Source organism: Spirosoma gilvum (genome assembly GCF_054776815.1).
The window spans coordinates 297,345-322,444 of the sequence record NZ_BAAHBH010000007.1; the positions used below are offsets into that span (position 1 = coordinate 297,345).

A 25,100-nucleotide genomic window follows, 5' to 3' on the forward strand; every position below is an offset into this window, starting at 1 on the left:
GCCATGAAAACAGCATTGAAAACGGTTTTCGGAGGGCGCATCAGCCCATACGCCATTGTCGATACGTTCCCCTACATCGGGCAAGGCGCTTCGATGGACTGCGGGCCTACCTGCCTGGCTATGATATTTAAGTATCACGGCGCACAGAATCTACGGCACGTGTTAACTAAGCTTAGCGAAGTAACGACCGAAGGGACCAGTCTGTACGATCTGATGGAGGTGTCAGAAAGTTTTGGGTTCAAGGCCGAAAGCTATGAACTCGACTACGAATTCCTCCCACAGATCGAGTTACCTTGTATTGCGCATTATGGTGGTCAGCACTTTGTGGTCATCTACGAAGTGACCGATACACACGTTCGTATTGCTGACCCAAATTTTGGGAAAGCACGACTGACGAAAGAGGAGTTTATCAACAAGTGGAGCCATATCGTTCTGGAACTCAAACCTACGGAGGCTTTTTACAAGGGCGAATTAGTAAATGAAGCTGTTCAGAAGCAGAAGGAAGAAAAACAGTCTATTTTCCGTCAACTCTATCTGCCAATTCTGAAAGCCAATAAAAAAGTACTGCTTGAAATCCTCGCTTTTTCGCTGATCCTCGAACTGGTTGGGCTAGTGCTCCCGCTGTTTACCCAAACAATGCTCGATAATGTGCTGGTCAATCAGAATCGTAAATTGCTGATCGGGATTCTGGCGGGGCTAATGCTGGTGTTCTTCGTTCAGGTCGTGCTGACCTACACTCGCTCGATGCTGATGGTTCACTACCGATTCCGCTTCGAGATGGATTTCATGTCGCAGTTTTTTGAGCGGTTCATCTCTCTCAAGCAGCAATATTACGACAACCGCAAGCGGGAAGAATTTATGACCCGCTTTCAGGAGGGGGTAGGCATTCGTCAATTGACCAATCCGATCATTATTCAGAACCTGCTGGATGTCGTGTTCATGCTCATCTACTTCCCCGTACTGTTTGGGTTCAACAGTCAATTGGGGCTGATCTCGCTGGTCTGTTTTATCGCGTATTGCTCCACCAGCGTGTATTTTATCCCGATCGTAAAGAATCTGCGGAACAAAGTTTATCATAAAAATCAGGCATCGCTGGGCGGATTTCTGGATACGCTGCTGGGCATCAAAACGGTAAAACTGCTGGCGCTGGAGAAGTACCGGCTTATGCGCTGGAAACAGATTCACCGGGAGTCGATTAATTCGGTAATGGCCGATGAGCAGAAGCAGATTCTCATTAACTCGATTCAGAAACTCATCTTCGTCTTCAGCCAGATTGCCGTTTACTGGATTGGCGCTTACCAGATCTTTACGGGCGTATTAAGCATTGGGCAATATATGGCGTTTACGGCCATTTTCATGATCCTGATGAATTCGGTCAACAGCGTGAGTATGCTCTGGATGATGGTTACCCAACTCAGCGTCAGCTTCGAGAAAGTGAACGAGCTATTTCTGGAAGAGAAAGAAGACACTGATGTTCGAAAAAAATCCAGTGTACTGAGCACGGAGTTGATCCGGTTCGATAACGTGTCCTTCAAATACAACCGCAAAGACGACCGCTACGTCTTGAAAAACCTGAACTGCGAAATCCGCAAAGGCGAACGCATCGGTATTGTCGGACGAAACGGATCAGGGAAATCAACATTTGTGAAACTGCTGATGAACCTCTACCCAGACTACGAAGGAGCGATCTGGTGCGATGGGCAGGAACTCCGTCAGATTCACCCCAAAGCACTTCGGAAACACATTTATTTGTTCCCCCAGGATACGTACGTTTTCAACGATACGATCAAAGAAAATATCCGCTACGGAAACTTATCAGCCAGCAATGAGCAGATTGTCGAAGCGTCCCGATTAGCCGATTTACATTCGTATGTAAAATCCAATCATCTGGGTTACAATCATATGGTGGGCGGTTTTGGCGCGAATCTGTCGGGGGGGCAGGTGCTTAAAATTGGCTTTGCCCGTCTGTTTGCCAGCAGCCCTGAACCAGATGTGATTATTCTGGACGAAGCCAGCAGCGCTCTCGACGTAGAAACAGAACAACGGATTCTGGAGAACCTGTACCAGAAGTTTGCAGGCAAAACGATCATTTCGATTGCGCACCGACTCAACACCCTCCGCAACGCCGACCGGATTCTGGTCTTCGATCAGGGCACCATCGCCGAGCAAGGCTCCCATGCTGAACTGATCGACCAACAAGGGATCTATCATCAATTTGTAAAAACCTACATCGACTACTAACTGATGTATGCTATAGGATGAATGATGTATGTTCCTTCAACGTGAGCAATACATCATACATTCTATAGCATACATCCTACCTCATACATCTTATGAACGCTTTGCTCGAAGAATTAGATGAACGGCAGTACGAAGATCTGTACCATGTCGATGATGCACCCATTGCGGATGTCCGTCAGAAAGCGCTTAGCCGGTTCGGATGGTGGGCCGTAGTATTCACCGTTGCGGGGGTAGTTACGAGCTTTACGGTGAAAATTCCCGATATGATCCAGACAGCTTTTGTGCTTAAATCGGAAGTGGCTGAAGAGATTTACCGCTTCCCATCGGCTGTGTACGTCGAAAAGCTGCACATTCAAAACGGACAATCCATCAAGGCCGGTACGCCCATGCTGGAGTTGAGCGCTCCGGATATTTCGGCCCTGGCTAATGAGGTAGTCATTGCGCAGGATAATCTACGGGCTTTTCGGGACTTTAAAACGGTATCCGCCCAGGCCGAACGGTCAATTCAGGAAGTGGCCATTCAAAAAATAGAGCAGGAAATCGCGCTAAAAACGGCCCAGTTAACGTCTTTAGAAGCCAAATGGCGGTCGGAATCAACCAAATTGACCGCTGAAACAGCAGAAGCCTCCCAACTGCTGGACCAGATGAAAGGGTTATACAAGTCGGGGGATGTCAGCAAAAATGATTTGAATCAGGCCGAAGTTTCTCATGTAAGAAGCCAGAATGCAAAGGAAGTTGCCGCACAAACCTACCAGAGCGACCATACGACGCTGACCAAACAAATTGCTTCGTTACAGCTCGAAATTAAAAGCCTGAAAAAGCAAATCACTAAAAATCAGGCTGATGTATCGTTAGAAGGCGAACGATTACGCAGTTCAGTGAACGCTTCTGAAAAGCGAATCAATGGCTCATTTGGTGATTTTGACGTTACAGCAAACAATCATCTGCTACTGAAAGCGCCGAAAGATGGAACGGTTTCGTTTGTATTCAATGGCGACAAAGAGGTTCCAGCAGGTACGATTCTGGCTAAGCTCATCTATAAAGACGCTCCGCTTTATGCGCATATACAGGTGAGCTCATCGCAAATCGGAAAGATCAAAATTGGGCAGTCTGTCGTGATGAAATTAGATGCCTATCCGGTCTATGAATGGGGAGCGGTGAAAGGTCAGGTTTCTAATGTATCGCTGACGCCAGACGAAAATGGGCAGTTTACGATAACAGCAAACGTGACGGATTATCATCACCTGCGTAAACTCATGCGGATCGGCATGAAGGGAAGCGGCAACATCATCTTCGAAGACGAGACGCTAGCGGGTTACGTATTCCGCAAATTCCGGAAAGTAACCAGCGAGTTAACTGATTAAGCCAAGATCACTTTCGATCCGTTTTTAGTACCCTTCAACTACCTAATCTAGCAACTGACGTGCTAATTTTTTTCAGCATCAGGTCAATGTAATTGATTTGCTCAATCTAATTGACCTGAATATCTATCTGTTACCAAAAAAGCAACTAGTTACTACAAATGAAAATACAGTTTCTGAAAGCTAGTACTGTTCTTTGTTTTCTCCTATCGGCTTGTAGCCCCAAAACAACGTCGGTCATTACGCATAAAAGTACGTCAAGGAGTATTACAACGCTTGATTATAGTCTGAACGCCCTGCTTTGGCAACAACATTCGGGCGAATACAAAGCGCTCTGTTATCAGGCATTTGCGCTGGCCAAAATGCAGCTTCAGGATACATTGCGTCAAATTCCGGCGGCTGGACAACCGGTAGCCATTGTTACCGACATCGACGAAACCATTCTGGACAACAGTCCGCAGCAAGCCCACGATTTACTGAATCATACTACCTATACGGAAAAAAGCTGGAAAGCCTGGACCGCTAAAGCTACTGCTAAACCACTACCAGGAGCCGTTGAGTTTTTCCAGTTTGCGGCCAAAAATGGCGTGCAGATTTTTTACATCAGCAATCGTAGTCAGGATGAATTAGCGGCTACTATCCGAAACATGCAAGCTGCTGGTTTTCCGCAGGCCGATGAGCAGCACGTGCAGATGAAAGCGGAATCGTCGGATAAAGAACCGCGCCGGAAAGCTGTGGCCCAAACCCATCGAATTGTCATGCTACTGGGCGATAACCTGAATGACTTTGACAAGGTTTTTTACCAGCAGACATCGACCAAACGAAATCAGTTAGTCACTGATTATCAGAAGCAGTTTGGCACCAGGTTCATTATTTTACCTAACGCCATTTACGGCGACTGGGAATCGGCTCTCTGGCGTGGTCAGACCGTAACGCCAAAAGAGGCAGATACTTTGAAACATAAAGCGTTAGAGACATTTTAGCTGAGCAGTTACTTGAACGAATGCCATATCCTGAAGATATGGCATTCGTGATCCAGTCAGTCGTGGCGCAGGAGTTGAATCTAAACGGAAGATGCCTGAACCCCTGCTTCCAGATAGGGTCGTACATCTAAGCCCAACTGTCCCATTCCGGCAATCCAGGTTTCATCATCAATGCCTGCCGAGGCAATCCAGTCTTCGTCGGAGAGGGAAGCTCGCCAGCCGAGTAATGGAAGCGCATCCGGGCCTACAGGATAGCGTAATCGATTGTCATTACCCACGATAATTTCTTGAATCAACTCACCAGCTAATGCGGGGGATACGTGGTTATTTCGTGAAGCTGCATAAAACGCCTGAAGCCGATTCATGGTTGGATAGTGAGTATTCGCGGGCGTTTCGTTTAATTTTCCAAGAATGGGCGTATCCATAACACCTGGCTCAACAAGCACTACCCGAATGCCGAATAATTGAAGTTCAGCGGCTAAGCTTTCGCTCACGGCTTCGACAGCGGCCTTCGTTGCAGAATAAGCGCCCTGAAAAGGGCTATAGAGCTTACCCGCTACCGACGACACATTGATGATACAACCGCTCCGGCGTTCCCGCATACTGGGTAACACTGCCTGAATACACCGTAACGTTCCGAAATAGTTGGTTTCCATCACATTGCGAAACGTAGCTATCGGTAATTCTTCAACCGAACCGATTGGTGCGATACCGGCATTGTTTACCAGCACGTCGATGTGTCCCACCTGCGCCAGCACCTCAGCAACGGTTGCTTTCACCGATTCGTCGGAGTCAACGTCCATTGGTAAAATGGTAATGGGCAGGTTTTCACTTTCAGCAAGTTGCCCTAATTCGGGCGATCGCTGTGGATTGCGCATGGTCGCATAAACGGTGTGGCCGCTACGGGCTAATACATCGGCGGTGGAGAATCCGATGCCAGTACTGCATCCGGTAATGAGAATGGTAGACATGATTAAATTGGGATTTTGGAAGAATTGGGCAAGGGAAAACACCCTCCGACCTGGATCAGAGGGTGATCATAAAAGGTGTTGGCATCAATTGGCTTTTACTAATTTGTTGCCCATTGGGCCAATAAACTGGGCTTTATCCCAGTAATCGCCCGTGAGCCGCAGTTTGCCGTTCTCAACTTTACCGATTAAGTGAAATGGGAAATTGACCGTTTTACCGGTAGCCTTATACGTCGCGCTGTAACGGCCCCAGATAGCCACCCAGTCGCCTTTGGTTTTGCTGTTCGAGGAGGTAAACGCCAGCGGATTTGCGTCCACTATTTTCAAGCCACTGTAGGCGCTGTGTGTACCTTCCCACCGTTTGATCAGGCTATCGACATTAACCGAATCGCTGGCTGATGGGCCATAACTCTTGAAGCTGGGCTCCAGCAACGTGCGAACTTTAGCATAATTTCCCTCGGTAAGAGCAGTCTGGTAGTCCATTAGCAACTTGGCGTTGGCATCGGCACTGTCGCTGATGGTCACGTATTTCTGCATTTCATTTTTTGCACTTTCTTCTTTTTTCTGGCACGAGCTGATGTATAGCGAACCAATAGCCAGCATAGCCAGCACAGGAAGGCAGGAATTGATTTTCATAGTAAACGATGGTTATTGGTTTAGGTAAAATCGGTTAAGTCGTATGGCTTATTTGTACTCCATCTTCGTGTGTTGCATGGCGACAACCTTCCAGTCGTTGTTCTGCTTTTTGTAGGTGTACGTAAAGGCGTCTTTGTAAGTGAGGGCCGCTCCTTTCGGATTAGCGTACCGGGTGGTTCTGATGCCACTTACAACACCCAGATCGCCCGACTCGAAAAATTTCAGGTCGCTCCATTGCGCATCTTCAACTTTCTGATCGGGTGTAATTAGTTTGTGGATGTCCATAAACTCGCCGTTGTGCCCGGCAATGAATCGGACATCGGGTGCCATACGGGCCTGCATAAAGGCGTAGGGGTTCTGTTTGTACTCCGCCATCATAGTGCTAAACGATTGCTCCAATGTTTGGGCAAACGTGGCGGTGCTGCTGAACAACAGAGCCAACAGGAAAAACTGGAATTTCATTGGTAAACAGGGTTTATATAAGTGAATGGAAAATGAACTCAGTGTACGGAAACCGGTGATGGGCTGACGGCTTTTGCATTGAATCGGGTGTTGAGGTATCGGCGGGCGGGAACTTCGATGAAGTAATAGGTTAGTGCCGCTACTGTCAGCGTGATACCAACGAGCATCAGGCAGAATATCTGCCCCTGAGTGTAATTGGGATTCGTTGGCCCACTTAGTGAATAATGAGCCAGCAGCATTGGGTTTTTGTGAACCCATTGTACATAAAATATATTTATAATGGGGAGGTGGACCATATAAATAGAGAAAGACCAATCGCCTAAACGTTGTAGGGGCCGAATGTTGAATACGTGCTTCACCCAGCCAGTTTGGTAAGCTGCTGACAGGATCACGGGCAGGAAAAGGGCAATGGTCAGTAGCTCATGTAGCCCGGCATGCATAGACAGTAATACGGCGCCAAACGCTCCCATGAAAAACAGGCCATTTCCGGCAATCTGCCTTCCCCAGTTTTGCCGGTACGCATCATATACTAACATACCAAGGCCAAAACCAGCCCCGCAACGAAAAAAGCCCCAGTCGGCAATTAGATTGATGGTTACCTCATGCGTCAAGCTATAATGGGGTGCTATATAGTACATCAGGAAGCTGTAAAAAGCTGCTAGTCCGAGCCAGGCAAGCACTTTCCCGGAAATGGATAAGTTGCGTAGTGGCCTTACCAACAGCGGAAACAGCATATACATCCACCATTCTGTACTCAATGACCAGGAGGGCGCATTCAGTGGTGCAAGCGGAAAGAGATGCATCGACTGAATCAGGAGCAACGACGCAGGAATACCCCAATAACTAAAGATGGGTTGCAGAAAAGGGTCAATTTCGGCCGCTTCCTGGCGGATTAATACAGCCGTCATCGTCGCCCAAATCAAGGTAAACAGATGGAGCGGATAAACCCTGGCGAAGCGTGCGCCTACGTAAGATAGAAAGCGAGTCCTGGTTACAGATTGCTCGAAGTAATGGCCATACACATGGCTGAGCACAAAGCCGCTGAGTACGAAAAAGAAATCGACCCATAGCCAGCCTTGTTTAATAAAGAGTGTGATGGCAGGATCAATAACCGGGGTAACATAAAGTCCAGAATGAAAAATGACGACCAGCAAAGCAGCAATGCCACGCAGGGGTGTTAAGGTGCTGAGATAGGTTGATTGTTGGTTCATGGTTAAAAAAGAGGATAGTATAACTGCCAGCAGCCATTGCTGACGGCAGTACAATATTCTCCTACTTACCACAAAGTCACTATCGGTTTTAAGCCAAATGTGAGCGGTTTTGGGACAGGCTCAGCGCTGAGTATATTCCGTAGGTGTTTTTTGAAAAAACTCCTTGAAAATGAGAGAGAAATGGGCTGGACTTTCGTAGCCGACAAGGTAGGCTGTTTCGGATACATTATGACCGGCAAGCAGCAATTGAGCCGCTCGTTTCAACCGATACTGACGGATAATGTCATTCGCCGACTGATTGGCAACAGTAGCTAGTTTGCGGTGGAGCGTTCGGCGACTCATACCTACCTGGCGGGCCAGTTCATCGACGCCAAACGTGCTGTCGGCCAGGTGGGTATCAATTGCTGTGTGCAGTTGTTGCAAAAATTTATCCTCCACCACGTCGGGATTAAACGCATCATCAGGTTGGGTAAATTGCTGATAATAATACTCCCGGAGACTTTGTTGACGGGTCAGCAGATTGCGTATTCGCTGGTGCAATTCATCGAGGTGGAAGGGTTTAATCAGGTAGTCATCCGCCCCCTGCATCAGCCCTTCCATACGACTTTCGTGTGAGGCTCGGGCAGTTAGCAACATTACTGCAATATGATTGGTAATGGAATTGGTTTTCAGTAAACGAGTAAGTTCATAACCGTCCATGCCAGGCATCATGATATCTGAAATCACCACATTGGGCAGTTCGGTTTGGGCCAGTTGCCAGCCTTCATGCCCGTTTTTAGCTGTTAGTATGCGGTACGATGCAGCTAACTCACTGGCAATGAAATTACGCAATTCGGTATTGTCTTCAACGACTACGATCAGTGGTTGATCAACCTGCGAGCTGGGCTGTGTTACTTCTGCGTGATTATGAAGGTAGGTTAATTCCTGCTTTATGGGGGCTGGCAAAACAACCATGGGGATGTCAGCGTCGACTAAAGCAGGTAGAACAGGAAGTTGTACTGTAAAGGTTGTTCCCTTATTAGGCTGACTTTCAACGGCAATAGTGCCATCCAGTATGTCAATCAGTTCGTTGACAAGCGCTAAGCCAATACCCGTACCCTCATAAGCCCGAGTGCGCGTGTCATCAACCTGATAAAAACGGTCGAAAATATGGGGGAGCTTTTCCGCCGAAATACCAATCCCTGTGTCGCTAATAATCAGGCGGATAGCTTCCTGACCGATGGGTATCAGCTCTATACTCACCTGTCCTCCCGCTGGAGTAAATTTGAGGGCATTTGCGAGTAAGTTGGTAATAATTGTCGTCCATTTATCGGCGTCGAATACGTGATCTTCGGGCATGGTATCAGTTCGAACAAGGAGCGCTACCCCTTTTTGTTCGGCTGCCGGGCGAAAGGATTCGACGAGTTGTTCGATAAACGGAACAACATTACCTCGTGCCAGTGAGATAGTCATTCCTCCGGCTTCCAGTTTCGACAGGTCAAGTAATTGATTGATCAGCCGAAGTAATTGTCCGGCATTTCGTTGTACCGATGTTAGTGTCTGTCGGGTGAGGGTATCGTGCTTTGTTTCCTGTAACAGCTTTTCAGTTGGTGACAGAATTAAGGATAAAGGTGTTCGAAATTCATGGGTGATGTTCGAGAAAAAGCGCGTTTTTAGCTCGTCAACAGCCTTTAGCTGTTCAGACTCCCGACGTCGGAGTTCCATTTCCTGTTGTTGACGCCCCTGCCGAACCCGAAATTGAACAAAACTAAAAATAGCTCCACCCAAGATTAATGTATACAGCGCATAAGCCCACCAAGTTGCCCAAAATGGGGGTGTAATAACAACGGCCAGTTGTTTAGGGTGGCTGTTCCACCTGCCATCGGTATTGGTAGCCATCACCTCAAAGGTGTAGTTGCCAGGTCGAAGCTGCGTGTAGTTGGCCGTATGTTGCGTACCGGCATCTACCCAATCGTTATCGACACCTATCAATCGGTATCGGTACTGAATTTTATCGTGCTTGCTGTACTCCAAACCCGCGAACTCAACTGTCAGAAAGTTTTGTGTGTAGTCGAGTGACAATTGTGTGAGTGCGTTGATTGGTGCTGACAAGGGCGAATCAGTCTGGTTGGGTTCCACTATGGTGTTGTTGACTCGTAAGGCAGATAGCACAACGGGGGGCTCAAATGTATCCTCCTTGATAGCAGCGGGATTGAAAATAGTCATGCCCGTTGGGCTGCCGAAGGCCAGGCGCCCGTCTGGTAATTGAGCCGAAACGGCAAAGTTAAATTCGTTGTCCTGTAGGCCATCCTCCCGCGTAAAAACGCGTTTATGGAACGAATGAGGGTCTAAACGTACCAATCCTTTGTTAGTACCCATCCAGATAAAACCCTGCCTGTCGGCCTGCAAACTATTGATGGTGTTATTCGGCAGGCCGTCTTTCTCCGTAAACGTTTTAACGTGACCGGTTTTTGTATCAAACCGGGTTAGTCCAGCGTCTACTGTTCCGATCCAAAGTACCGTTGTTGGCTGCTTCGGATCAGCCAGTAAACACAGTAATTGGTTGGTCGGCAGCGATTGACTGTTGGAAGGGCTGTGCAGTAACTGGGTCACAATCTTTTTCTGCCGGAGGTCATATTTGTATAAGCCTTTGCCCTGATTGGATGCCATCCAGACTACCGATCCCATCGGTTGAATATCAGACAAGTCCAGGCCCGGATTTACAAAGGTTAGCGGAACCAGACTATTCGGCCAAAACTGTTTTATCCGACCGTTTGAGTCCATTTCGGTCAGTCCTCCTTTCTCATTGGCATACACCCACAACCGATCTCGCTGGTCGGGTTTTAAGGTGATCTTGCAGGCACATCTATCGCCGGTCAAATCGCTTGAGGACCACTCCAGCCGATGACTCGCTGGGTTACAGCGGTATAGTGAGGCTACATCAATAAACCAAAAATGATTGTTGGCGTAGGTGAACCGTGTCCAGCTATCGCCGGAAGACATTTTCCAGGAAGGTGGCTTAACACCTAGTACGATTTGCAACAAATCCGTTTTCCAGTCCACTTTATAGGTGTACGTCTGGAAGGGCAACTGATGCTGATTGAACTGAACGATTCCTGCTTCGGTCAGCATCCAGAATACACCCGAATGGTCGAGTAGATAAGGAATACTATAGGTTACGGTCTCGCGTGTTCCTTTCTGACGTTCATGAATCAGGTCAAAACGGTTATTGTTCGTAAATTGGTAGAGTTGCTTCCCAATCCCTACGTATACGTTCCCATCGGCTAATACGCGAAGGCCATAGGCGCTGTTGGGATTTAATGAGCCCGGCATGACAATATCCTGATACTGACTTGTCTTCGGGTTTAATAGCAACAGATGGTGTTTGCCCATAATGATGATGTCGCCATTGCCCCGTTCGGCCATAATAATTCCGTCTGGAGCCAACATTTCGCGACTCATCCAGTGCGTAATGGGTCCTGTAAACGGTATCTCCCGGTGCGTCCCGGTCTTTGGGTTGATCTCAATGATACCTTTGTAATAGTGGACATAAACAGATCCGTTAGAAGCGGGCATCATCGTATCCATATGCCGGGTATTAGCCCCCAGAATTCGTTTGTCCCAGAAGCGAATTCTGTGCTGCTGAAGGTCATAATGCTGCACTTTCCCTCCGCGCCATAATGCCCAAAAACCCTTTCTGTCCGAAGTTAAATAGCCATCTTCAATTCGTCGTTCACCTTGCTGTTTAAGTGGGAGAAATTGAAAAAAACGCTCAGTTACCGGATTAAAGCGCTGGAAATCTCCGGTACGTGTTTGCAACAGTAGCGTGCCATCGCTAAGATTCTGGAGGTTAATGATGTTATTTTCGCCTAATGAATTGGGCTGATCTTCATGGCGAAATACCTTAACACTCCGTCCGTCGTAGCGGGCTAGTCCATCGGCAGTAGCGATCCAGATAAAGCCCGTACGATCCTGAACCAGACCTGTTATTGTCGAGTTGGGAAGACCATTGGCAGTCGTGAGTGTTCGGTCTCCAGATGGCCCTACCTGAGCAAATACCAATGGAACGTATTTCCATAGCAGGATAGTTAACACAATCCGTCGGCCTATCATCGTCAGCAAAGAAGAAACGGTGGCAACAAAGGCAGGAAATATAATTGGTACTCAACGGATTAAAAAAATGAAGTAATCATATGAAGTCAATATATGGATTACGTAGTTTATATTAACTATCAACGGGCACCAAACTGGTTAAGTAATTGGCCACTTGCTGATCAATAAGCTCGGAACGGTATTAACTACTACAGATAAGCAGAACGAATACTAGAGGCAAAATGGCTTTGAGTCTCTATGGGGTTAGGCCTTCATTAAATGGCTGGTCTAAGCAAACCGCCTAGTTTGTAACGGCTTACTATTGAGCTATCTAGTTGAGATAGTCCAGATTTAACAGACAGTTGAGTTGCTTAACTTAGCTGTACCAGGAACTACAACGTGGTAAAACCACGCCGAACGTACGACGAAGACCGCTCAAAACAGGAGCTACTGGCGTTTTTGTTTAACGATGAGAAAGTGGAAACAGTCGCTACGCCCCCGGTGCGCCCGCTAAACATGGCCCCTACATTTCTATCACGTTAACGGTTACACGAATTTTTTAGATAGTAAAGGATACCCCGCCATCAAACCGTCCTGGGGTACTTTAACGGCTATTAACCGCAACACCGGTCAGCAGATTTGGCAGAAGATCTTAGATGAGGTTAACTGCATAAAAAAGACCGTCCTTGTCCAACAACTAAAGAAGCCTAACCAACCACTCTATCAGCGTCTTCCCGGCGAATATTTCGGGTGAGCAGGTGAATAATGGCCCAGGCAGTCAGGTACGTGAAGCCGCAGATTGTGAAGAGGATATTATAGCCACCACCCAGATTTCCAGCCGCTTTGTACGAATCAAGCAAACTACCCACCAGCATCGGAAAAAAGATACCGCCAACCGCGCCAGCCATCCCGGCAATACCGGCGGCCGAACTGACAGCCTGCTTGGGGAATAAATCCGAGGCCATGGTAAAGACATTGGTAGCCCAGGCCTGGTGAACCGCTACTGCTAAACTTATCAGCCCAACGGCTACCCATACATCCGTAACAAATTGAATCAGAATAACGGACAGCTCGATAACGGCAAACGCAAACAGGACCGTCTTGCGTGCTTTCAGCGTTGGCCAGCCTTTTTTGATAAGCCAGGATGATAAGTAACCGCCACCAATACTGCCCACTGTAGTCGCCAGATAGATCAGCATCAATTCCAGACTTGGTTTCTTCAAATCCAGCTTGAACATGGATGAAAAATAAGAGGGCAGCCAGAAGAGAAAGAACCAGTAAATCGGGTCGATGAGTCCTTTGCCCGTAATCAGCGCCCAGGTCTGTGGTAAGGCAAACAGACTAGCCCACTTTACCGATGCGTTTGCTTCGGGTTCCGCTTCCTGACCACTTTCGATGTAGGTATATTCTTCATTCGTTAATCGTTTCTGCCTGGCCGGAACGTCGTAAAAAATAACCCAGAAAACTAACCAGACGAAGCCTAAAGCGCCTGTTATCCAAAAAACCTCCTGCCAACCGTAATTACTTAAAATCCAGGGCACAATCATCAGGGCAGCTACCACGCCAACACTGGTTCCGGCGTTGAAAAGTCCTGTTGCGAGCGCACGTTCTTTTTTGGGAAACCATTCAGCAACCGTTTTCACCGCAGCCGGATAGTTACCGGCTTCACCCAACCCCAAGCCAACCCGGGCAATCCCAAAGCCAATGGCACTTCGGGCTACAGCGTGCAACATACCGGCGACACTCCAGAAAATAATTGTGATGGAATAGCCAGCCTTGGTGCCGACTTTATCAATAAACCAGCCGAGCAGCAATAAGCCTGTAGCATAAGCCGCCTGAAAAGCCATCACGATGCGGGCAAAATCCGTTTCGCTCCAGCCAAATTCAACTTCCAGAATTGGCTTTAATAAACCGATGATTTGACGGTCGAGGTAATTGATCGTTGTGGCCAGAAACAGCAGCACAACAATGATCCAGCGATAGTTACGGATTTTCAAAACGGTAAGAGTTTAAGAAATGAGAACAAAAAATGGCTTTAGTTAGTCCGTCGACTCCCGTGTCTGTGAGGACACAGACACGGGAGAACTTCTGAAAGATGTTTAAGAAACAGCCTGGCTGAACTGATTCACGAATGCCTGAAAATGGGCTTTTAGACCCGGCCAATTTTTCTGATCAATCAGCGCTTTGTCAAACAGTTGACTACCAATTCCCAACCCGTTGGCACCAGCTTTTATAAACTGATGCATATTGTCCAGACTCACCCCGCCTGTTGGTAACAGTTTTATCTGGTGAAGCGGAGCTTTCAAATCCTTGATGTAGCCAGGCCCTAAGGCTGTTGTCGGAAACACTTTTACCATGGAAGCACCCAGTGACCAGGCTTTATAAACTTCCGACGGTGTAAAAGCGCCCGGAAAGATCGGTATGCCACTTTTCACGCAGGACTTAATCACTTTTTTGTTCAGAATGGGCGTCACAATAAACTGAGCGCCAGCCGCCAGCGCTTTTTCCAGGTCCTCTTCCCTGCAGACAGTTCCGGCACCGACGTTTAAGCGCCCCTGGTACTGCTTACTGGCGTATTGAATAACCTGCTCGGCCCCCGCTGTATTCATGGTTATTTCAATTGTCGTCAGCCCGGCTTCGTGATACATGGGAAGAATCTGGTGGATATCGTCAATGGATAGCCCTCTGATGATACCAACCAGGGGCATCTGGGTGAATAATTCCCAGGAAAAAGGTGTCTGATTCATTTCGTGACTACTTTGGCGGTCTGATTCTGGAATAGGATGATTTGGCCAATACTGGCGGCCTGATCAATCAGGTCGGCCGGAATGGTGATGGTTCGATACAGCAGATTGAGTTCCTCCAGGGCGAGTTCGTAGAAAGCGGAAAGCTTCGTACCGCTGCACAATACCAGCGATGCATTTTTATTTTTCAGGAGCGGATTCAGCTCTGTGCCAATCAGGAGTCCACTCAAATACAGCGCGTTCTGCTTTTTGGAGAACTTATCGAACAATTGATTGGTCCGAACCGTAAACAAGCTATTCAAAATAGTCAACGATTTGGACTGATTCACCCCTTTTTTAAACGCCAACACATCAGCTTTGGTCAAATTTGTCAGTTTTGTCGTATCCACAGAATCTTTCAGAATGCTTCGATGAGCCATCAGATCATATAATTCACCCGTCATGTACGTATCGAAATTAACTAGTTGGTCATTTTGAATGTACATGTGCTTAGAATGCGTACCGGGAAAAATACAGATGGCTTCGTTCGGTTTATCGCCCGTCCGGTTGAGCAAAGCGATCAGTCCGATAAGCTGGGTTTCCTCGCCCCGCATCACGTCCTGCTGACTTTTGACGCCCGAAATCAATAGAATATCGTGTGGGAAGTCGGTCATAGGCTCAAAATGGCGAATGCTGGCCTGAGAACCGTCGACGGCAAATGGCAGGTTGGCATACGGAAGCTCTTCCATGCCAATGGATGATGAGGCCATCCCCGAAATAACGACCGGAATCGACGCCAGATCCATCGACAGTTTATGGGCCAGCTGGTCAATCTGAATTTTCAATTGATGGCGAAAAAACTGGTCTCGCGAAATTCGCTGCGTTTCATTAACCGCTTTCCAGTTTCCGAACGTACCCGCAATACCAGTCTGCGACAACACCTCACCAATGCACTGATAATCAGACGCCCGCATCAGTCGTAATCGAAAAAAAGAGGTGCCCCAGTCACAGCATAACAGATAAGTAATCATTCGGTTATTGGGGGATAGATCTGAATGAAGAGCTTTGCCATTCATGTTAATTGTTGGTTGAAGGTAAGGCAAATGCGACATAAGAACCTCCTGACTTTAAGCCATATCGAGTACCGCCACAAGCAATGGCTACGTACTGCCGCCCATCGACCATATACGTTATCGGTGTCGCAAAACCACCAGCAGGGAGTTGATATTCCCAGACAATTTTGCCGGTTTTCTGGTCGAAAGCCCGCAACTTTTCATCATACGTGGCAGCAATAAAAATCAGTCCACCCGCTGTTACGACAGGGCCACCGTGATTTTCGGTTCCAGTTGTTGGTAAGCCTTTTTTAGCCAACTCAGGGTATTCGCCCAGTGGCACTTGCCAAACAAAATTACCGGTATTCAGATCAATCGCATTCAGCGTGCCCCAGGGCGTTTTGAGCGCCGGGTAATTATCCTGGTCCCGAAACTGCGTATTGCCATTGTTCAGAAACGGTGGCGAATAGGGGAATTCAGCGTTTTTGGCCGTCGCAACCGAGCCTACTGAACTGTGCACATCCACCACGGCCGGGGCTGTTGGCGGTGCGGCTGACGTCTCTTTTTTTAATAGAAAATTAACGATGGCCTCCCGATCTTCTTTGGAAAGATGGCCAAACGATGGCATCCGCCCACGGCCTGTAGCCAACAAACTGAGAATCTGATCGCCTGACAAACGACTGCCCGCATCGGTTAAATCGGGGTACGCCTGATTGGCCGCATTAGCCGTCGCTTTCGACTTACTTTTATCGCTCAATCCGTGACAAACCGAACAATTCGAATTAAACAAAGCCGCTCCCCTCGTCATAGCAACGCCCTGATTCTGACGAACATCGCGCATTTTCAGCCACCAGAGCATGTTATTGGAATTTACATAAAAAATACCATTCGGATCGGCTGCCGTACCACCCCATTCAGCTCCGCCACCCATCCCGAAATACAGGGTACCTTCTTCATTCGGTGGCATATATTTGCTGCCATGCCGACTGTTGCGGTAGCGGTCCAGCACGTAGGCATGCGCTTCGGGAGTGCGGTCGGTGATGTTTGCCTCCGTTAATTCCTGCATACAAAATGGCGCAGGTTTGGTCGGAACGGGTTGCGTAGGCCAGGGTTTTTCGCCCGGCAAAGCGGGGGTCGTTGGAACGGGAACTTCCTTAACCGGAAAAAGCGGCTTACCGGTATCGCGATCAAAGACAAACACATACCCATCTTTGGTGGCCTGTGCCACCGCATCGACCATACGCCCGTTGTGTTTTACCCGAATCAGATTGGGCGGACAGGGTAAATCGCGATCCCACATATCGTGGTGTACGGTCTGAAAATGCCAGACCCGCTTGCCCGTTTGCGCATTGATGGCGATGACACAGTTGGCGAACAGATTCTGACCCGCTCGGGCTCCCCCGTAAAAATCGACGGAAGGCGAACCCGTACCGGCATACACGATGCCCCGTTTTTCGTCGATAACCATACCCGCCCAGCAGTTGGCTCCCCCGATTTTTTTATACGCATCTTTCGGCCAGGTGTCGTAGCCATATTCGCCGGGGAGCGGAATGGTTCGGAACACCCACGCCAGCTTGCCCGACCGTACGTTGAACGCGCGGATGTAGCCCGGAGGGGCATCTCCCCCTTCGGATACGCTGGCACCGGTAATGAGTAAATCCTTGTAAATAACCCCAGGCGTTGTCATCCGAATGGATAGGTTCGCCATATTGTGGCCCATTGTTTCTGAATCACCCAGGCCGTTGTGCAGATCGACTTCGCCATTCGTTCCGAAATCCGCAACGGGCTTACCTGTCAGGGCATTAATCGCGTATAAGGTTGAGCCTACGGCGTAAAGAATACGTTTGTCCGCTCCATCTTCCCAATACACAACACCTCGCAACGGATGAAACCGGGGACGTTTTTCCGGGTCAGAAAAGGGATCAAATTGCCAAAGCTGCTTGCCTGTTGCAGCCTCTACCGCAAATAATTTCATGCGGGGCGATGTGCCGTAGAGTACCCCTTTTACGACAATCGGCTGGCACTGAATGTCCATGCCACGCTGGGCCGGATTCGTATTATCACCCGTCTCGTACGTCCAGGCTAGTTGCAGATTTTTGACGTTTTGCGTATTGATCTGGGTCAACGGTGAGTAGCGGTTCCCGGCATTATTTCCACCATAAGTTGGCCAATCGCTACCCGACTCGTACGTTGTAATGGTTTGACTTTGCCAGTTCAGCGGCCAGTAAATTCCCAGCATCAATAAGCCAAAGCAGACTTTCAAAAAGGAATGCATGTATTGAAAATGCAGTTATAGTTTAGGAAAAGCTATCGTGTTAGTAGTGGCTGGTTGCCAGCAGTTTATTGAGTTTTGGTATAAAATTCGTACGCTATTTTCCAGCTCACTTCCTGACCGGGTGCTACTTGTAGCTGTATGTAGGGCTCGGGGCAGGACGTTGTCGCACAGGCCCAATAGACTAATTTTTGCAGGGGTTTGTCGCCCGTAATGTGGACGCCAGCACCCGTTTTCTGATTCTCAACCCGAATGTCATAATCTGTCGCCGTCGGCCCGAAGCCCTGTAAACCACCGCTATAGACCTGTTCTTTTTTGTCCAGCTCACGCGAGTAGGCCAACCGATTTCCCTGTGCAACAATGGTACTACCAAATCCTTTACCCTCCCCTTTCACCTCAAATGGAAACTGTACATTGACCGTAGGGCCGGTGGGTTGTTTGTCGATGATGAAGAAGTTGTGATTGTAGGTACTGGTTTCAATCGGCAGCTTACCGGTGTTTTTCAGGCGATGTTCCAGAACCAGTTCGGGCTTGCCTTTTGTGAGTTTCACCGTTTTCTGATAGACGTAGCTATAGCCCGTTGCGGCATCCGTCAGTTCGTGGGTAAAATCAACGTGATCTTTATGCGGTTTTACAGTCCATTTGCCCGGATTGGTAATCTCGTAGTATTTGCTAAAAACGTAGGGCTTGTCCTCCGCTTTCTGAAGTGCGCCCACGCCGATTTTTACAAACGTGTCCCCTACTTTGGCCTCGCTATAGCCCAAGGGCGTAAATTCTTCGGCAGGGCCACTGATCGCATCGTGAAGTTTAGGATCGTAGTTTTCAAACCAGGGTTCAACGAACGTATGTCCTTTATAATCCAGGTTTTTAAACGAACCGGCCCAATCGAAACGGGTACCCCGATAATACCCCTGACCAGCGTCGGGCAGATATAAACTGGTTTGCAGAATCCCATTCGACAGATCAGCCTGTGGAAAATCGGCTAGGGGTAGTGTAGCGCTCCCAAGCCCCAGCAGCGTAGGCAGGGCGATCAGTGTTCGTTTCAGCATGTTCATAATTAGGTTGGTTAGGAATCTCTGGGTTTGTTGTCTTTAGGACACTTATTAACAATCTATAGACAACAAAACCCAGAGAATCTACTTTCGCATCAGTACGCCCGATTACAAATTCGGATTGATCGACGTATCTGTGTAGGGCAATGGGAACCAGTAATTTGCCTTAGTGATGGGCTTAATCGGCTGCAAATCGTCGGGGCTTTTGGCTGCATTAGCTGCTTCTACCTGTTCAAGCCGAATCAGATCGAACCAGCGAGTGCGTTCGCAGGCAAATTCCCAGGCACGTTCTTTCACCACTTCATCCGCAAATTGAGCGGCTGTCAGGCCATCTCCCGGCGACAATGCTTTAGTACCGGCAGCCCAGCCCCGTAACCGAACGGCGTTCAACGCATCATACGCAGCCTGATCAGGGCCACCCGTTCCGCGTGCTTTTGCTTCAGCATAGATGGTCAGCACGTGTGGATAGCGCATCATAACCGATGGCAGCGAAATGCTGGAGGTGACAACATTACCCTTGATATACCATTTTTTGTAGTACGGATGCTTGGTCAGGCTATTCTGCCAGGGAATCGTTGTTGCGCCTAAACCAAATTGCGTACGGAACGTAGCGTCTTTGCGTGGTCCTTCGGGAAAGTTCTTGAAGAAATTCAACTCGGCAAACATGTCGTCCCAACCACCTTCTTCACCCGGCATGGTGGTGTTGCCATAGGTCGCATTTGCCGTGCCGCTACCACCCGTAAAGCCATTGATCTGGAAAACCGATTCCGGGATGATGGCCACAGCTGGATCGTTCGCAAATACTTCAGCAAAGGTGGGCATCAGCGAAAACCCATAGGCAGCGCGGTTGTCGATGACTTCTTTGGCCTTAGCCGCAGCCAGGTCGTACTTATCGGTTTGCTTGAGTGGCCAGCCTGCCATTGTCAGGTACACATCCGCCAGAAACGCTTTCGCCGATCCGGCATTGGGCCGACCGGGATCGCGTCGGGTATTGGGCAGCATTGTTTCGGCTTTCTTCAAATCCTCGACAATCAGTGCATACACTTCGGCTGGCGTCGATTTCTTGATCGTGAGCAGATCAGCCGAGTATTCACCTGCCGTAACCAGTGGAATGCTACCATAAAAACGCGTCAGCCAATAGTAGGAAAATCCACGAATGAAGTACGCTTCTCCGGCAATGATGTCAATTGTCGCTTTGGTGCCAACAGTTTTCTGGTAATTGTTAATGACGTTGTTAGCCCCCTGAATCGCTTTGTAGCAACCCGTATAAACAGCCCCGGAACGTTGATTTGTGGTCGATACGTTGAATTGATCAAATTCGCGCCAGTCGGCTTTGTTACTGGCGGGGTGTGTCGTTACGTCGTCGCTGCCGATGGTGGCTGCATTGGCCGATGGGTGCAGGAATCCGTAGGTCCACTGGTTACCTAATCCACGATAGGCACCCGTCAGGGCTGATTCCAATCCGTCCTGGGTTGAGAGTACGTTTCCGCCGTATAACAATCCGGTTGTATCTTCTTCAAGATAACCTTTGCAGCCTGCTGTGAGTAAAGCGGCTAATCCAACTATGACTAATTTTTTCATGGTTTATCAAGGAGTTAGAAGCCCAGGTTTACACCGAGCGTGTATTGTTTGGCATTTGGATATGAACCGTAGTCAATTCCGATAGCGGTATCGGTGCTTGAGCCAACCCGCGCCGATTCTGGATCTGGACCTTTGTATTTCGTGATCGTAAACAGATTGGTAGCGCTGGCAAATACCCGGATGGACGCTTTGTTTTTAATGAAACCCGTTGGCACTGTGTACGAGAGGCTTACGTTTTTCAGGCGAACGAAGCTACCATCTTCCAGGAATCGGCTCGACTGTGTGAAGGGCTGATACGTTTTCGTAAATGCCGGAACATTAGAGGTTTCGTTACCGGGCCGGTAGTAATCCCGGATTTCCGACAGAATAAATTGCCGGGCATCACCCGAACCGGATAACGCAGCCGCCCGTGTGTAGTTGAGTTTATCAACGCCGAATACGCCGTTAAAGAATACGTTCAGGGTTAATCCTTTGTAGGTGAATGTGTTGTTCCAGCCACCCGTTGCTTTTGGGAACGCCCGACCTATGATCTGAAAGTCGTCGGTTGTAATCGCGTTGTCGCCGTTTAAATCCTGATAGTGCGGATCGCCCGGTACGCGTCCTTGCTTGGCGGCTGCATCGGCATCATTTGGCTTCCAGGTACCCAGGTAATTCAGTCCCCAATAAGAACCCAGCGGTTCACCCGGTATCAGCATAAACTCGTTAGTCGTCGACATACCTGCACCGACACCCGTACCCTGGCCTAGTCGTGGTAACCCACCCAAACTGATCACCTGATTTTTCAGCGTAGAAAAATTCAAATTCGTTTCCCAACGGAAGCTACCTGCGCTCAGGGGTGTACCACCGATAGAAAGCTCAAAGCCTTTGTTCTCAATCTCTCCTACGTTCCGGGCCTGCGTACCGCCACCGGCATAGCTCGGGATAGCTACATTCAGGAGCAGGTCGGTCGTATTTTTCTTGAAGTAATCGGCTTCAATACGCACCCGACCATTCAGGAATTCCATTTCCAAACCGACATCGACCTGCCTGGTTGTTTCCCATTTCAGATCTGGGTTACCGGGGTTGCCAAGGAGTACACCGGCTGTAGCTGCTGAGTTGTTGTAAGCCACAACGGCTGTGCTATAGGTCGATAAGGTAGCATACGGATTAATTGCCTGGCTACCTGTCATACCCCAGCTTCCCCGTAATTTCAGGTTGTTGAATAGGTCCAGCTTTTTAATAAACTCCTCCTCCGACAAACGCCAGCCCACTGCAACCGATGGGAATATGCTATTACGGTTAGCTGCGCCGAATTTAGACGAGCCATCCTGCCGAACGGCTGCTGTTACCAGATATTTGTCTTTGTATCCGTAGTTTATACGACCCAGCAACGACAACAGTGTCCATTTCTGATAGCCCGATGCCACTGTAGCGGCTGTGTTGAGACCAATATTGTCGTAGCCCAGTTGCGGGAACCTCAGCCCCGACGCGCTGGCGGTGAAGTTCCAATCTGTAAACTGCTGTGTTTCCAGAACCGCAACGGCGTTGATTGAATGATCGCCTACTTTGAGATCGTAATTCAGCGTATTCGTATTTTGCAGGGTTAACTGTTCTGACGAATACCGGCTTGCCGTTGGGTTATTGTTCGACAGGCGTTTGCCATTCAGGTTCAGGTTTTGCGCATTCAGATAATTGATGCCATACTGTAAATCGAGCGACAGTCCTTTAATTGGAAGCTTGTAGTTTACGCCCGCATTGATGTTAATACTGCTCCGGTTCGCATCAACTGATTGGTCATACAGATAATCGAGCGGATTACGGTAAACAGAACCGATCGGGTCGGTAAACGTAGGCTGGCCATCAGAACCATAGGCTGGTGTTGTCGGGGCCCAGGCCAACGCCTGAACAATGGCTCCGCCATCAAGGGTGTTGTGGTTCTGCGCTCGTGTGCCCCACAAATTCACCCGAAATGAGAGGTTGTCATTCAGTTTCGTGTTCAGATTCGTACGCAGAATATATCGTTTGAAGCCGCTATTATTGACGATACCATTTTGGTTTAAATAGTTGCCAGATACCAGGAAGGTCGTTTTATCACCACCTCCCGATATAGTAAGCTGGTGCTGCTGCCCTCCCCCATTACGGAACACCAGGCTTTGCCAGTCGGTACCACCGTTTTGTTTGAACTGAGCGATCTGGTCGGCGGTAAACGGCAAACCTGAACCAACAGCCGTAGCTCGTGCATTCACGATTTCGGCAAATTCGCCAGCAGGTAATACATCATATCGTTTGATCACTTCCGATGTACTGAACTGGCCTTCGTAATTAACTTTCAGCCCTTTCGACCCTTTTTTCGTCGTGATAATAACCACACCATTGGCCCCGCGACTACCGTAAATCGATGTCGAAGCGGCATCTTTCAGAATCTGGATGGTCTCGATATCACTGGGGTTAACAAAGTTAAAATCGGCCCCTACGAATCCATCAACAATGTACAACGGGTTGTTATTGCCCAACACCGAGTTAGCCCCCCGAATCCGAATCCGAGCATCGCCCCCTGGTGCACCATTTGTCTGGCTTACCTGTACCCCTGCCGCCCGACCTTGCAGAACCTGATCGAGTCGAGTAACCGGTTGTTGGGCAAATTCTTTGGTCGAAATGGCCGTAAGCGCCCCCGTCACATCGGTTTTTCGCTGCGTACCATACCCTACCACGACCACTTCACTCAATGTTTTCAGATCCTCCGCCAGTTGAACGTTGATCACGGAACGACCACCAACGTCAATCGTTTGACCGACATAACCAATGTTCGAAAACACCAGCGTTGCATTGCCGGCCGCATTTAAGGAATAATTTCCCGACCCATCGGTCGACGTTCCGGTTGTTGTGCCATTCACCTGAACGTTGACACCAGGAAGGCCTTGATTATCGGGACCGGTTACCTTTCCGGTAATCCGGCTACTCTGGGCAAAGACCACGCTCGAACTGAGCAGCCATGCCAGCAGGAAAAGATTTACATAGTTTTTCATGTATATGTAGGTTTTAGAGGTAATGTTTCTGAACCGGGATTTATGTGATTTTATTGACTGACTATGATTTAGTGTGCGAGTGCTTCTTCGAAGCGAAAAACAAAATCAGTTCAATCAGTTAAATCACAAAAATCCCGGTTCCGGTCACCAGTCGACTACGGAGCCGTCGAGGGCGTTGTAGGATTCGGGGTTTTTCCAGTCGTGACCGATTTTGTCTTTCATTTGGGCGTCGTCGAGTTCGATACCGAGTCCAGGCCCTTGCGGAATCAGGACGGTACCGTCTTTTTGCAGTTTGAATGGGTTCTTGATGTAGCCTTCGCCCAACGAGACTTGCTCCTGAACCAGGAAGTTGGGTACGCTAGCCGCCAGATGAAGCCCGGCTGCCAGTGAGATTGGCCCCATTGGATTGTGCGGTGCTACCGGCACGTAATAGGCTTCGGCCATACCCGCAATGATTCGTCCTTCGGTGATGCCGCCCGCATGGCAGAGATCGGGTTGAACGATACTCACGGCGCGTTTTTCCAGCAATTCGCGGAAGCCCCATTTCGTAAAAATCCGTTCGCCAGCCGCAATCGGCAGATGCGTACCACGGGCTATATCGGCCAGAATATCCACGTTCTGCGCCTGAACGGGCTCTTCAATGAACATGGGCTTGTACGGTTCCAACTCCTTGATCAGCAACTTGGAGGTCTGGGGAGGAACGGAGCCGTGGAAGTCGATGGCAATGTCCATATCGTCGCCCCCAGCTTCCCGCAGCGACGCGAAATTATCGACAGCGTATTTGATGAATCTGGGATTCTCGACGATATTGGCCGGGTTCTTTTTGGCAACGCCCGTCTTGATGACGGTATAGCCTTCCGCTTTGCGTTTCTTGATTTCTTCCGCATTACTCGCTCGACCATACACGCGCACCCGGTCGCGGGTGGGGCCGCCGAACAGTTCGTAAACCGGCACGTTCAGGAGCTTCCCTTTGATGTCCCACAAGGCATGGTCGATACCGCTCAGCGCACTCGTCAGAATAGGACCTCCTCGGTAGAATGCATGGCGATAGATGGCCTGCCAGTGATGTACCACCTGACGCGGATCTTTGCCGATCAGATATGGCTCAATTTCTTTAATGGCCGTCTGGATCGTCAACGCACGACCTTCGAGCAGCGGTTCGCCTAAGCCGTGAATGCCCACATCGGTATGGATTTTCAGAAAAATCCAGCGGGGTTTGACCAGAAACGTTTCCAGTTTGGTGATCTTCACTTTGCTGTAATCGCGAAATGGAGCCGGATTACTGGCATACGAAGTTTCGGGCAGCACCATGGTGCTCAGACCAGCCACGCCCAGTACAGATTGGATGGCGCTACGTCGGGACACGCCTGTTTTTTTCATACATTTTATCAGCTAAAGGGTTTATTTAATCGTTTAAGCAAGGGGTCAAAAAAAAGTTAAGTACAAGTTTACGGTGGGCTTACCAACCTATTTAAGTTCTTA

Annotated in this window: 17 protein-coding genes and 1 pseudogene; 5 read left to right on the forward strand and 13 right to left on the reverse strand. The window is 48.8% G+C overall.

Annotation, left to right across the window (positions count from 1 at the left end):
* The first annotated feature begins 3 nt into the window (after window positions 1-3).
* From ACYVFD_RS19990 to ACYVFD_RS20000, 3 genes are all read left to right on the forward strand, one after another.
* Entirely contained in the window at window positions 4-2,241 is a 2,238-nt protein-coding gene (locus tag ACYVFD_RS19990) for a peptidase domain-containing ABC transporter (protein WP_461092225.1), read from the forward strand.
* Between the two features lie 92 nt (window positions 2,242-2,333).
* On the forward strand, window positions 2,334-3,605 hold the full coding sequence (locus ACYVFD_RS19995; RefSeq protein ID WP_461092227.1) for an HlyD family secretion protein: 1,272 nt from the start codon (window positions 2,334-2,336) through the stop codon (window positions 3,603-3,605).
* 158 nt (window positions 3,606-3,763) lie between these two features.
* Window positions 3,764-4,585: a 5'-nucleotidase, lipoprotein e(P4) family gene (locus tag ACYVFD_RS20000; protein ID WP_461092228.1), complete on the forward strand. Its 822-nt coding sequence runs from the start codon at window positions 3,764-3,766 to the stop codon at window positions 4,583-4,585.
* An 80-nt stretch (window positions 4,586-4,665) separates the two neighbouring features.
* On the opposite strand, the gene ACYVFD_RS20005 is transcribed toward ACYVFD_RS20000, so the two are convergent.
* From ACYVFD_RS20005 to ACYVFD_RS20025, 5 genes are all read right to left on the reverse strand, one after another.
* Entirely contained in the window at window positions 4,666-5,556 is an 891-nt protein-coding gene (locus ACYVFD_RS20005; RefSeq protein ID WP_461092229.1) for an SDR family oxidoreductase, read from the reverse strand.
* A gap of 84 nt (window positions 5,557-5,640) precedes the next feature.
* On the reverse strand, window positions 5,641-6,189 hold the full coding sequence (locus tag ACYVFD_RS20010) for a nuclear transport factor 2 family protein (RefSeq protein WP_461092230.1): 549 nt from the start codon (window positions 6,187-6,189) through the stop codon (window positions 5,641-5,643).
* A 48-nt stretch (window positions 6,190-6,237) separates the two neighbouring features.
* Window positions 6,238-6,651, reverse strand: coding sequence for a nuclear transport factor 2 family protein (locus ACYVFD_RS20015; RefSeq protein WP_461092231.1), 414 nt, complete (start codon window positions 6,649-6,651; stop codon window positions 6,238-6,240).
* Window positions 6,652-6,689: 38 nt separating this feature from the next.
* A complete protein-coding gene (locus ACYVFD_RS20020; RefSeq protein WP_461092232.1) occupies window positions 6,690-7,862 on the reverse strand; it encodes an acyltransferase family protein in 1,173 nt (390 codons plus the stop codon).
* A 120-nt stretch (window positions 7,863-7,982) separates the two neighbouring features.
* A complete protein-coding gene (locus ACYVFD_RS20025) occupies window positions 7,983-11,954 on the reverse strand; it encodes a hybrid sensor histidine kinase/response regulator transcription factor (RefSeq protein WP_461092375.1) in 3,972 nt (1,323 codons plus the stop codon).
* 378 nt (window positions 11,955-12,332) lie between these two features.
* On the opposite strand from ACYVFD_RS20025, the gene ACYVFD_RS20030 reads away from it, so the two are divergent.
* Together ACYVFD_RS20030 and ACYVFD_RS20035 are read left to right on the forward strand one after the other, a co-directional pair.
* Window positions 12,333-12,476 (forward strand): hypothetical protein, encoded by a 144-nt coding sequence (locus ACYVFD_RS20030; RefSeq protein WP_461092233.1) that lies wholly within the window; start codon window positions 12,333-12,335, stop codon window positions 12,474-12,476.
* Between the two features lie 16 nt (window positions 12,477-12,492).
* Window positions 12,493-12,687, forward strand: a pseudogene (locus ACYVFD_RS20035) (hypothetical protein); the annotation flags it as partial.
* Here the strand turns inward: ACYVFD_RS20035 and ACYVFD_RS20040 are convergent.
* From ACYVFD_RS20040 to dgoD, 8 genes are all read right to left on the reverse strand, one after another.
* A complete protein-coding gene (locus tag ACYVFD_RS20040) occupies window positions 12,641-13,930 on the reverse strand; it encodes an MFS transporter (protein ID WP_461092234.1) in 1,290 nt (429 codons plus the stop codon). The pseudogene ACYVFD_RS20035 and the gene ACYVFD_RS20040 overlap by 47 nt on opposite strands.
* Before the next feature lie 102 nt (window positions 13,931-14,032).
* Window positions 14,033-14,680, reverse strand: coding sequence for a bifunctional 4-hydroxy-2-oxoglutarate aldolase/2-dehydro-3-deoxy-phosphogluconate aldolase (locus tag ACYVFD_RS20045; protein WP_461092235.1), 648 nt, complete (start codon window positions 14,678-14,680; stop codon window positions 14,033-14,035).
* The gene (locus tag ACYVFD_RS20050; RefSeq protein WP_461092237.1) at window positions 14,677-15,687 is read right to left on the reverse strand and encodes a 2-dehydro-3-deoxygalactonokinase; all 1,011 of its coding nucleotides are present in this window, start codon (window positions 15,685-15,687) and stop codon (window positions 14,677-14,679) included. Before ACYVFD_RS20050 ends, ACYVFD_RS20045 begins: the two co-directional genes overlap by 4 nt.
* Window positions 15,688-15,733: 46 nt before the next feature.
* On the reverse strand, window positions 15,734-17,983 hold the full coding sequence (locus ACYVFD_RS20055) for a pyrroloquinoline quinone-dependent dehydrogenase (RefSeq protein ID WP_461092239.1): 2,250 nt from the start codon (window positions 17,981-17,983) through the stop codon (window positions 15,734-15,736).
* A gap of 65 nt (window positions 17,984-18,048) precedes the next feature.
* Window positions 18,049-19,029, reverse strand: a complete 981-nt coding sequence (locus ACYVFD_RS20060) for a hypothetical protein (RefSeq protein WP_461092240.1) — start codon at window positions 19,027-19,029, stop codon at window positions 18,049-18,051.
* Window positions 19,030-19,140: 111 nt separating this feature from the next.
* A complete protein-coding gene (locus tag ACYVFD_RS20065; RefSeq protein WP_461092242.1) occupies window positions 19,141-20,613 on the reverse strand; it encodes a RagB/SusD family nutrient uptake outer membrane protein in 1,473 nt (490 codons plus the stop codon).
* A gap of 14 nt (window positions 20,614-20,627) precedes the next feature.
* Entirely contained in the window at window positions 20,628-23,618 is a 2,991-nt protein-coding gene (locus ACYVFD_RS20070; protein ID WP_461092244.1) for a SusC/RagA family TonB-linked outer membrane protein, read from the reverse strand.
* A gap of 144 nt (window positions 23,619-23,762) precedes the next feature.
* A complete protein-coding gene (dgoD, locus tag ACYVFD_RS20075) occupies window positions 23,763-24,998 on the reverse strand; it encodes a galactonate dehydratase (protein WP_461092246.1) in 1,236 nt (411 codons plus the stop codon).
* Window positions 24,999-25,100: the final 102 nt, after the last annotated feature.

What these genes read in the sequence shown, in the direction of transcription:
- ACYVFD_RS19990 (WP_461092225.1), top strand. Translation starts at nt 4, where the DNA reads ATGAAAACAGCATTGAAAACGGTTTTCGGAGGGCGCATCAGCCCATAC.
- ACYVFD_RS19995 (WP_461092227.1), top strand. Translation starts at nt 2,334, where the DNA reads ATGAACGCTTTGCTCGAAGAATTAGATGAACGGCAGTACGAAGATCTG.
- ACYVFD_RS20000 (WP_461092228.1), top strand. Translation starts at nt 3,764, where the DNA reads ATGAAAATACAGTTTCTGAAAGCTAGTACTGTTCTTTGTTTTCTCCTA.
- ACYVFD_RS20005 (WP_461092229.1), bottom strand. Translation starts at nt 5,556, where the DNA reads ATGTCTACCATTCTCATTACCGGATGCAGTACTGGCATCGGATTCTCC.
- ACYVFD_RS20010 (WP_461092230.1), bottom strand. Translation starts at nt 6,189, where the DNA reads ATGAAAATCAATTCCTGCCTTCCTGTGCTGGCTATGCTGGCTATTGGT.
- ACYVFD_RS20015 (WP_461092231.1), bottom strand. Translation starts at nt 6,651, where the DNA reads ATGAAATTCCAGTTTTTCCTGTTGGCTCTGTTGTTCAGCAGCACCGCC.
- ACYVFD_RS20020 (WP_461092232.1), bottom strand. Translation starts at nt 7,862, where the DNA reads ATGAACCAACAATCAACCTATCTCAGCACCTTAACACCCCTGCGTGGC.
- ACYVFD_RS20025 (WP_461092375.1), bottom strand. Translation starts at nt 11,954, where the DNA reads ATGATAGGCCGACGGATTGTGTTAACTATCCTGCTATGGAAATACGTT.
- ACYVFD_RS20045 (WP_461092235.1), bottom strand. Translation starts at nt 14,680, where the DNA reads ATGAATCAGACACCTTTTTCCTGGGAATTATTCACCCAGATGCCCCTG.
- ACYVFD_RS20050 (WP_461092237.1), bottom strand. Translation starts at nt 15,687, where the DNA reads ATGATTACTTATCTGTTATGCTGTGACTGGGGCACCTCTTTTTTTCGA.
- ACYVFD_RS20055 (WP_461092239.1), bottom strand. Translation starts at nt 17,983, where the DNA reads ATGCATTCCTTTTTGAAAGTCTGCTTTGGCTTATTGATGCTGGGAATT.
- ACYVFD_RS20060 (WP_461092240.1), bottom strand. Translation starts at nt 19,029, where the DNA reads ATGCTGAAACGAACACTGATCGCCCTGCCTACGCTGCTGGGGCTTGGG.
- ACYVFD_RS20065 (WP_461092242.1), bottom strand. Translation starts at nt 20,613, where the DNA reads ATGAAAAAATTAGTCATAGTTGGATTAGCCGCTTTACTCACAGCAGGC.
- ACYVFD_RS20070 (WP_461092244.1), bottom strand. Translation starts at nt 23,618, where the DNA reads ATGAAAAACTATGTAAATCTTTTCCTGCTGGCATGGCTGCTCAGTTCG.
- dgoD (WP_461092246.1), bottom strand. Translation starts at nt 24,998, where the DNA reads ATGAAAAAAACAGGCGTGTCCCGACGTAGCGCCATCCAATCTGTACTG.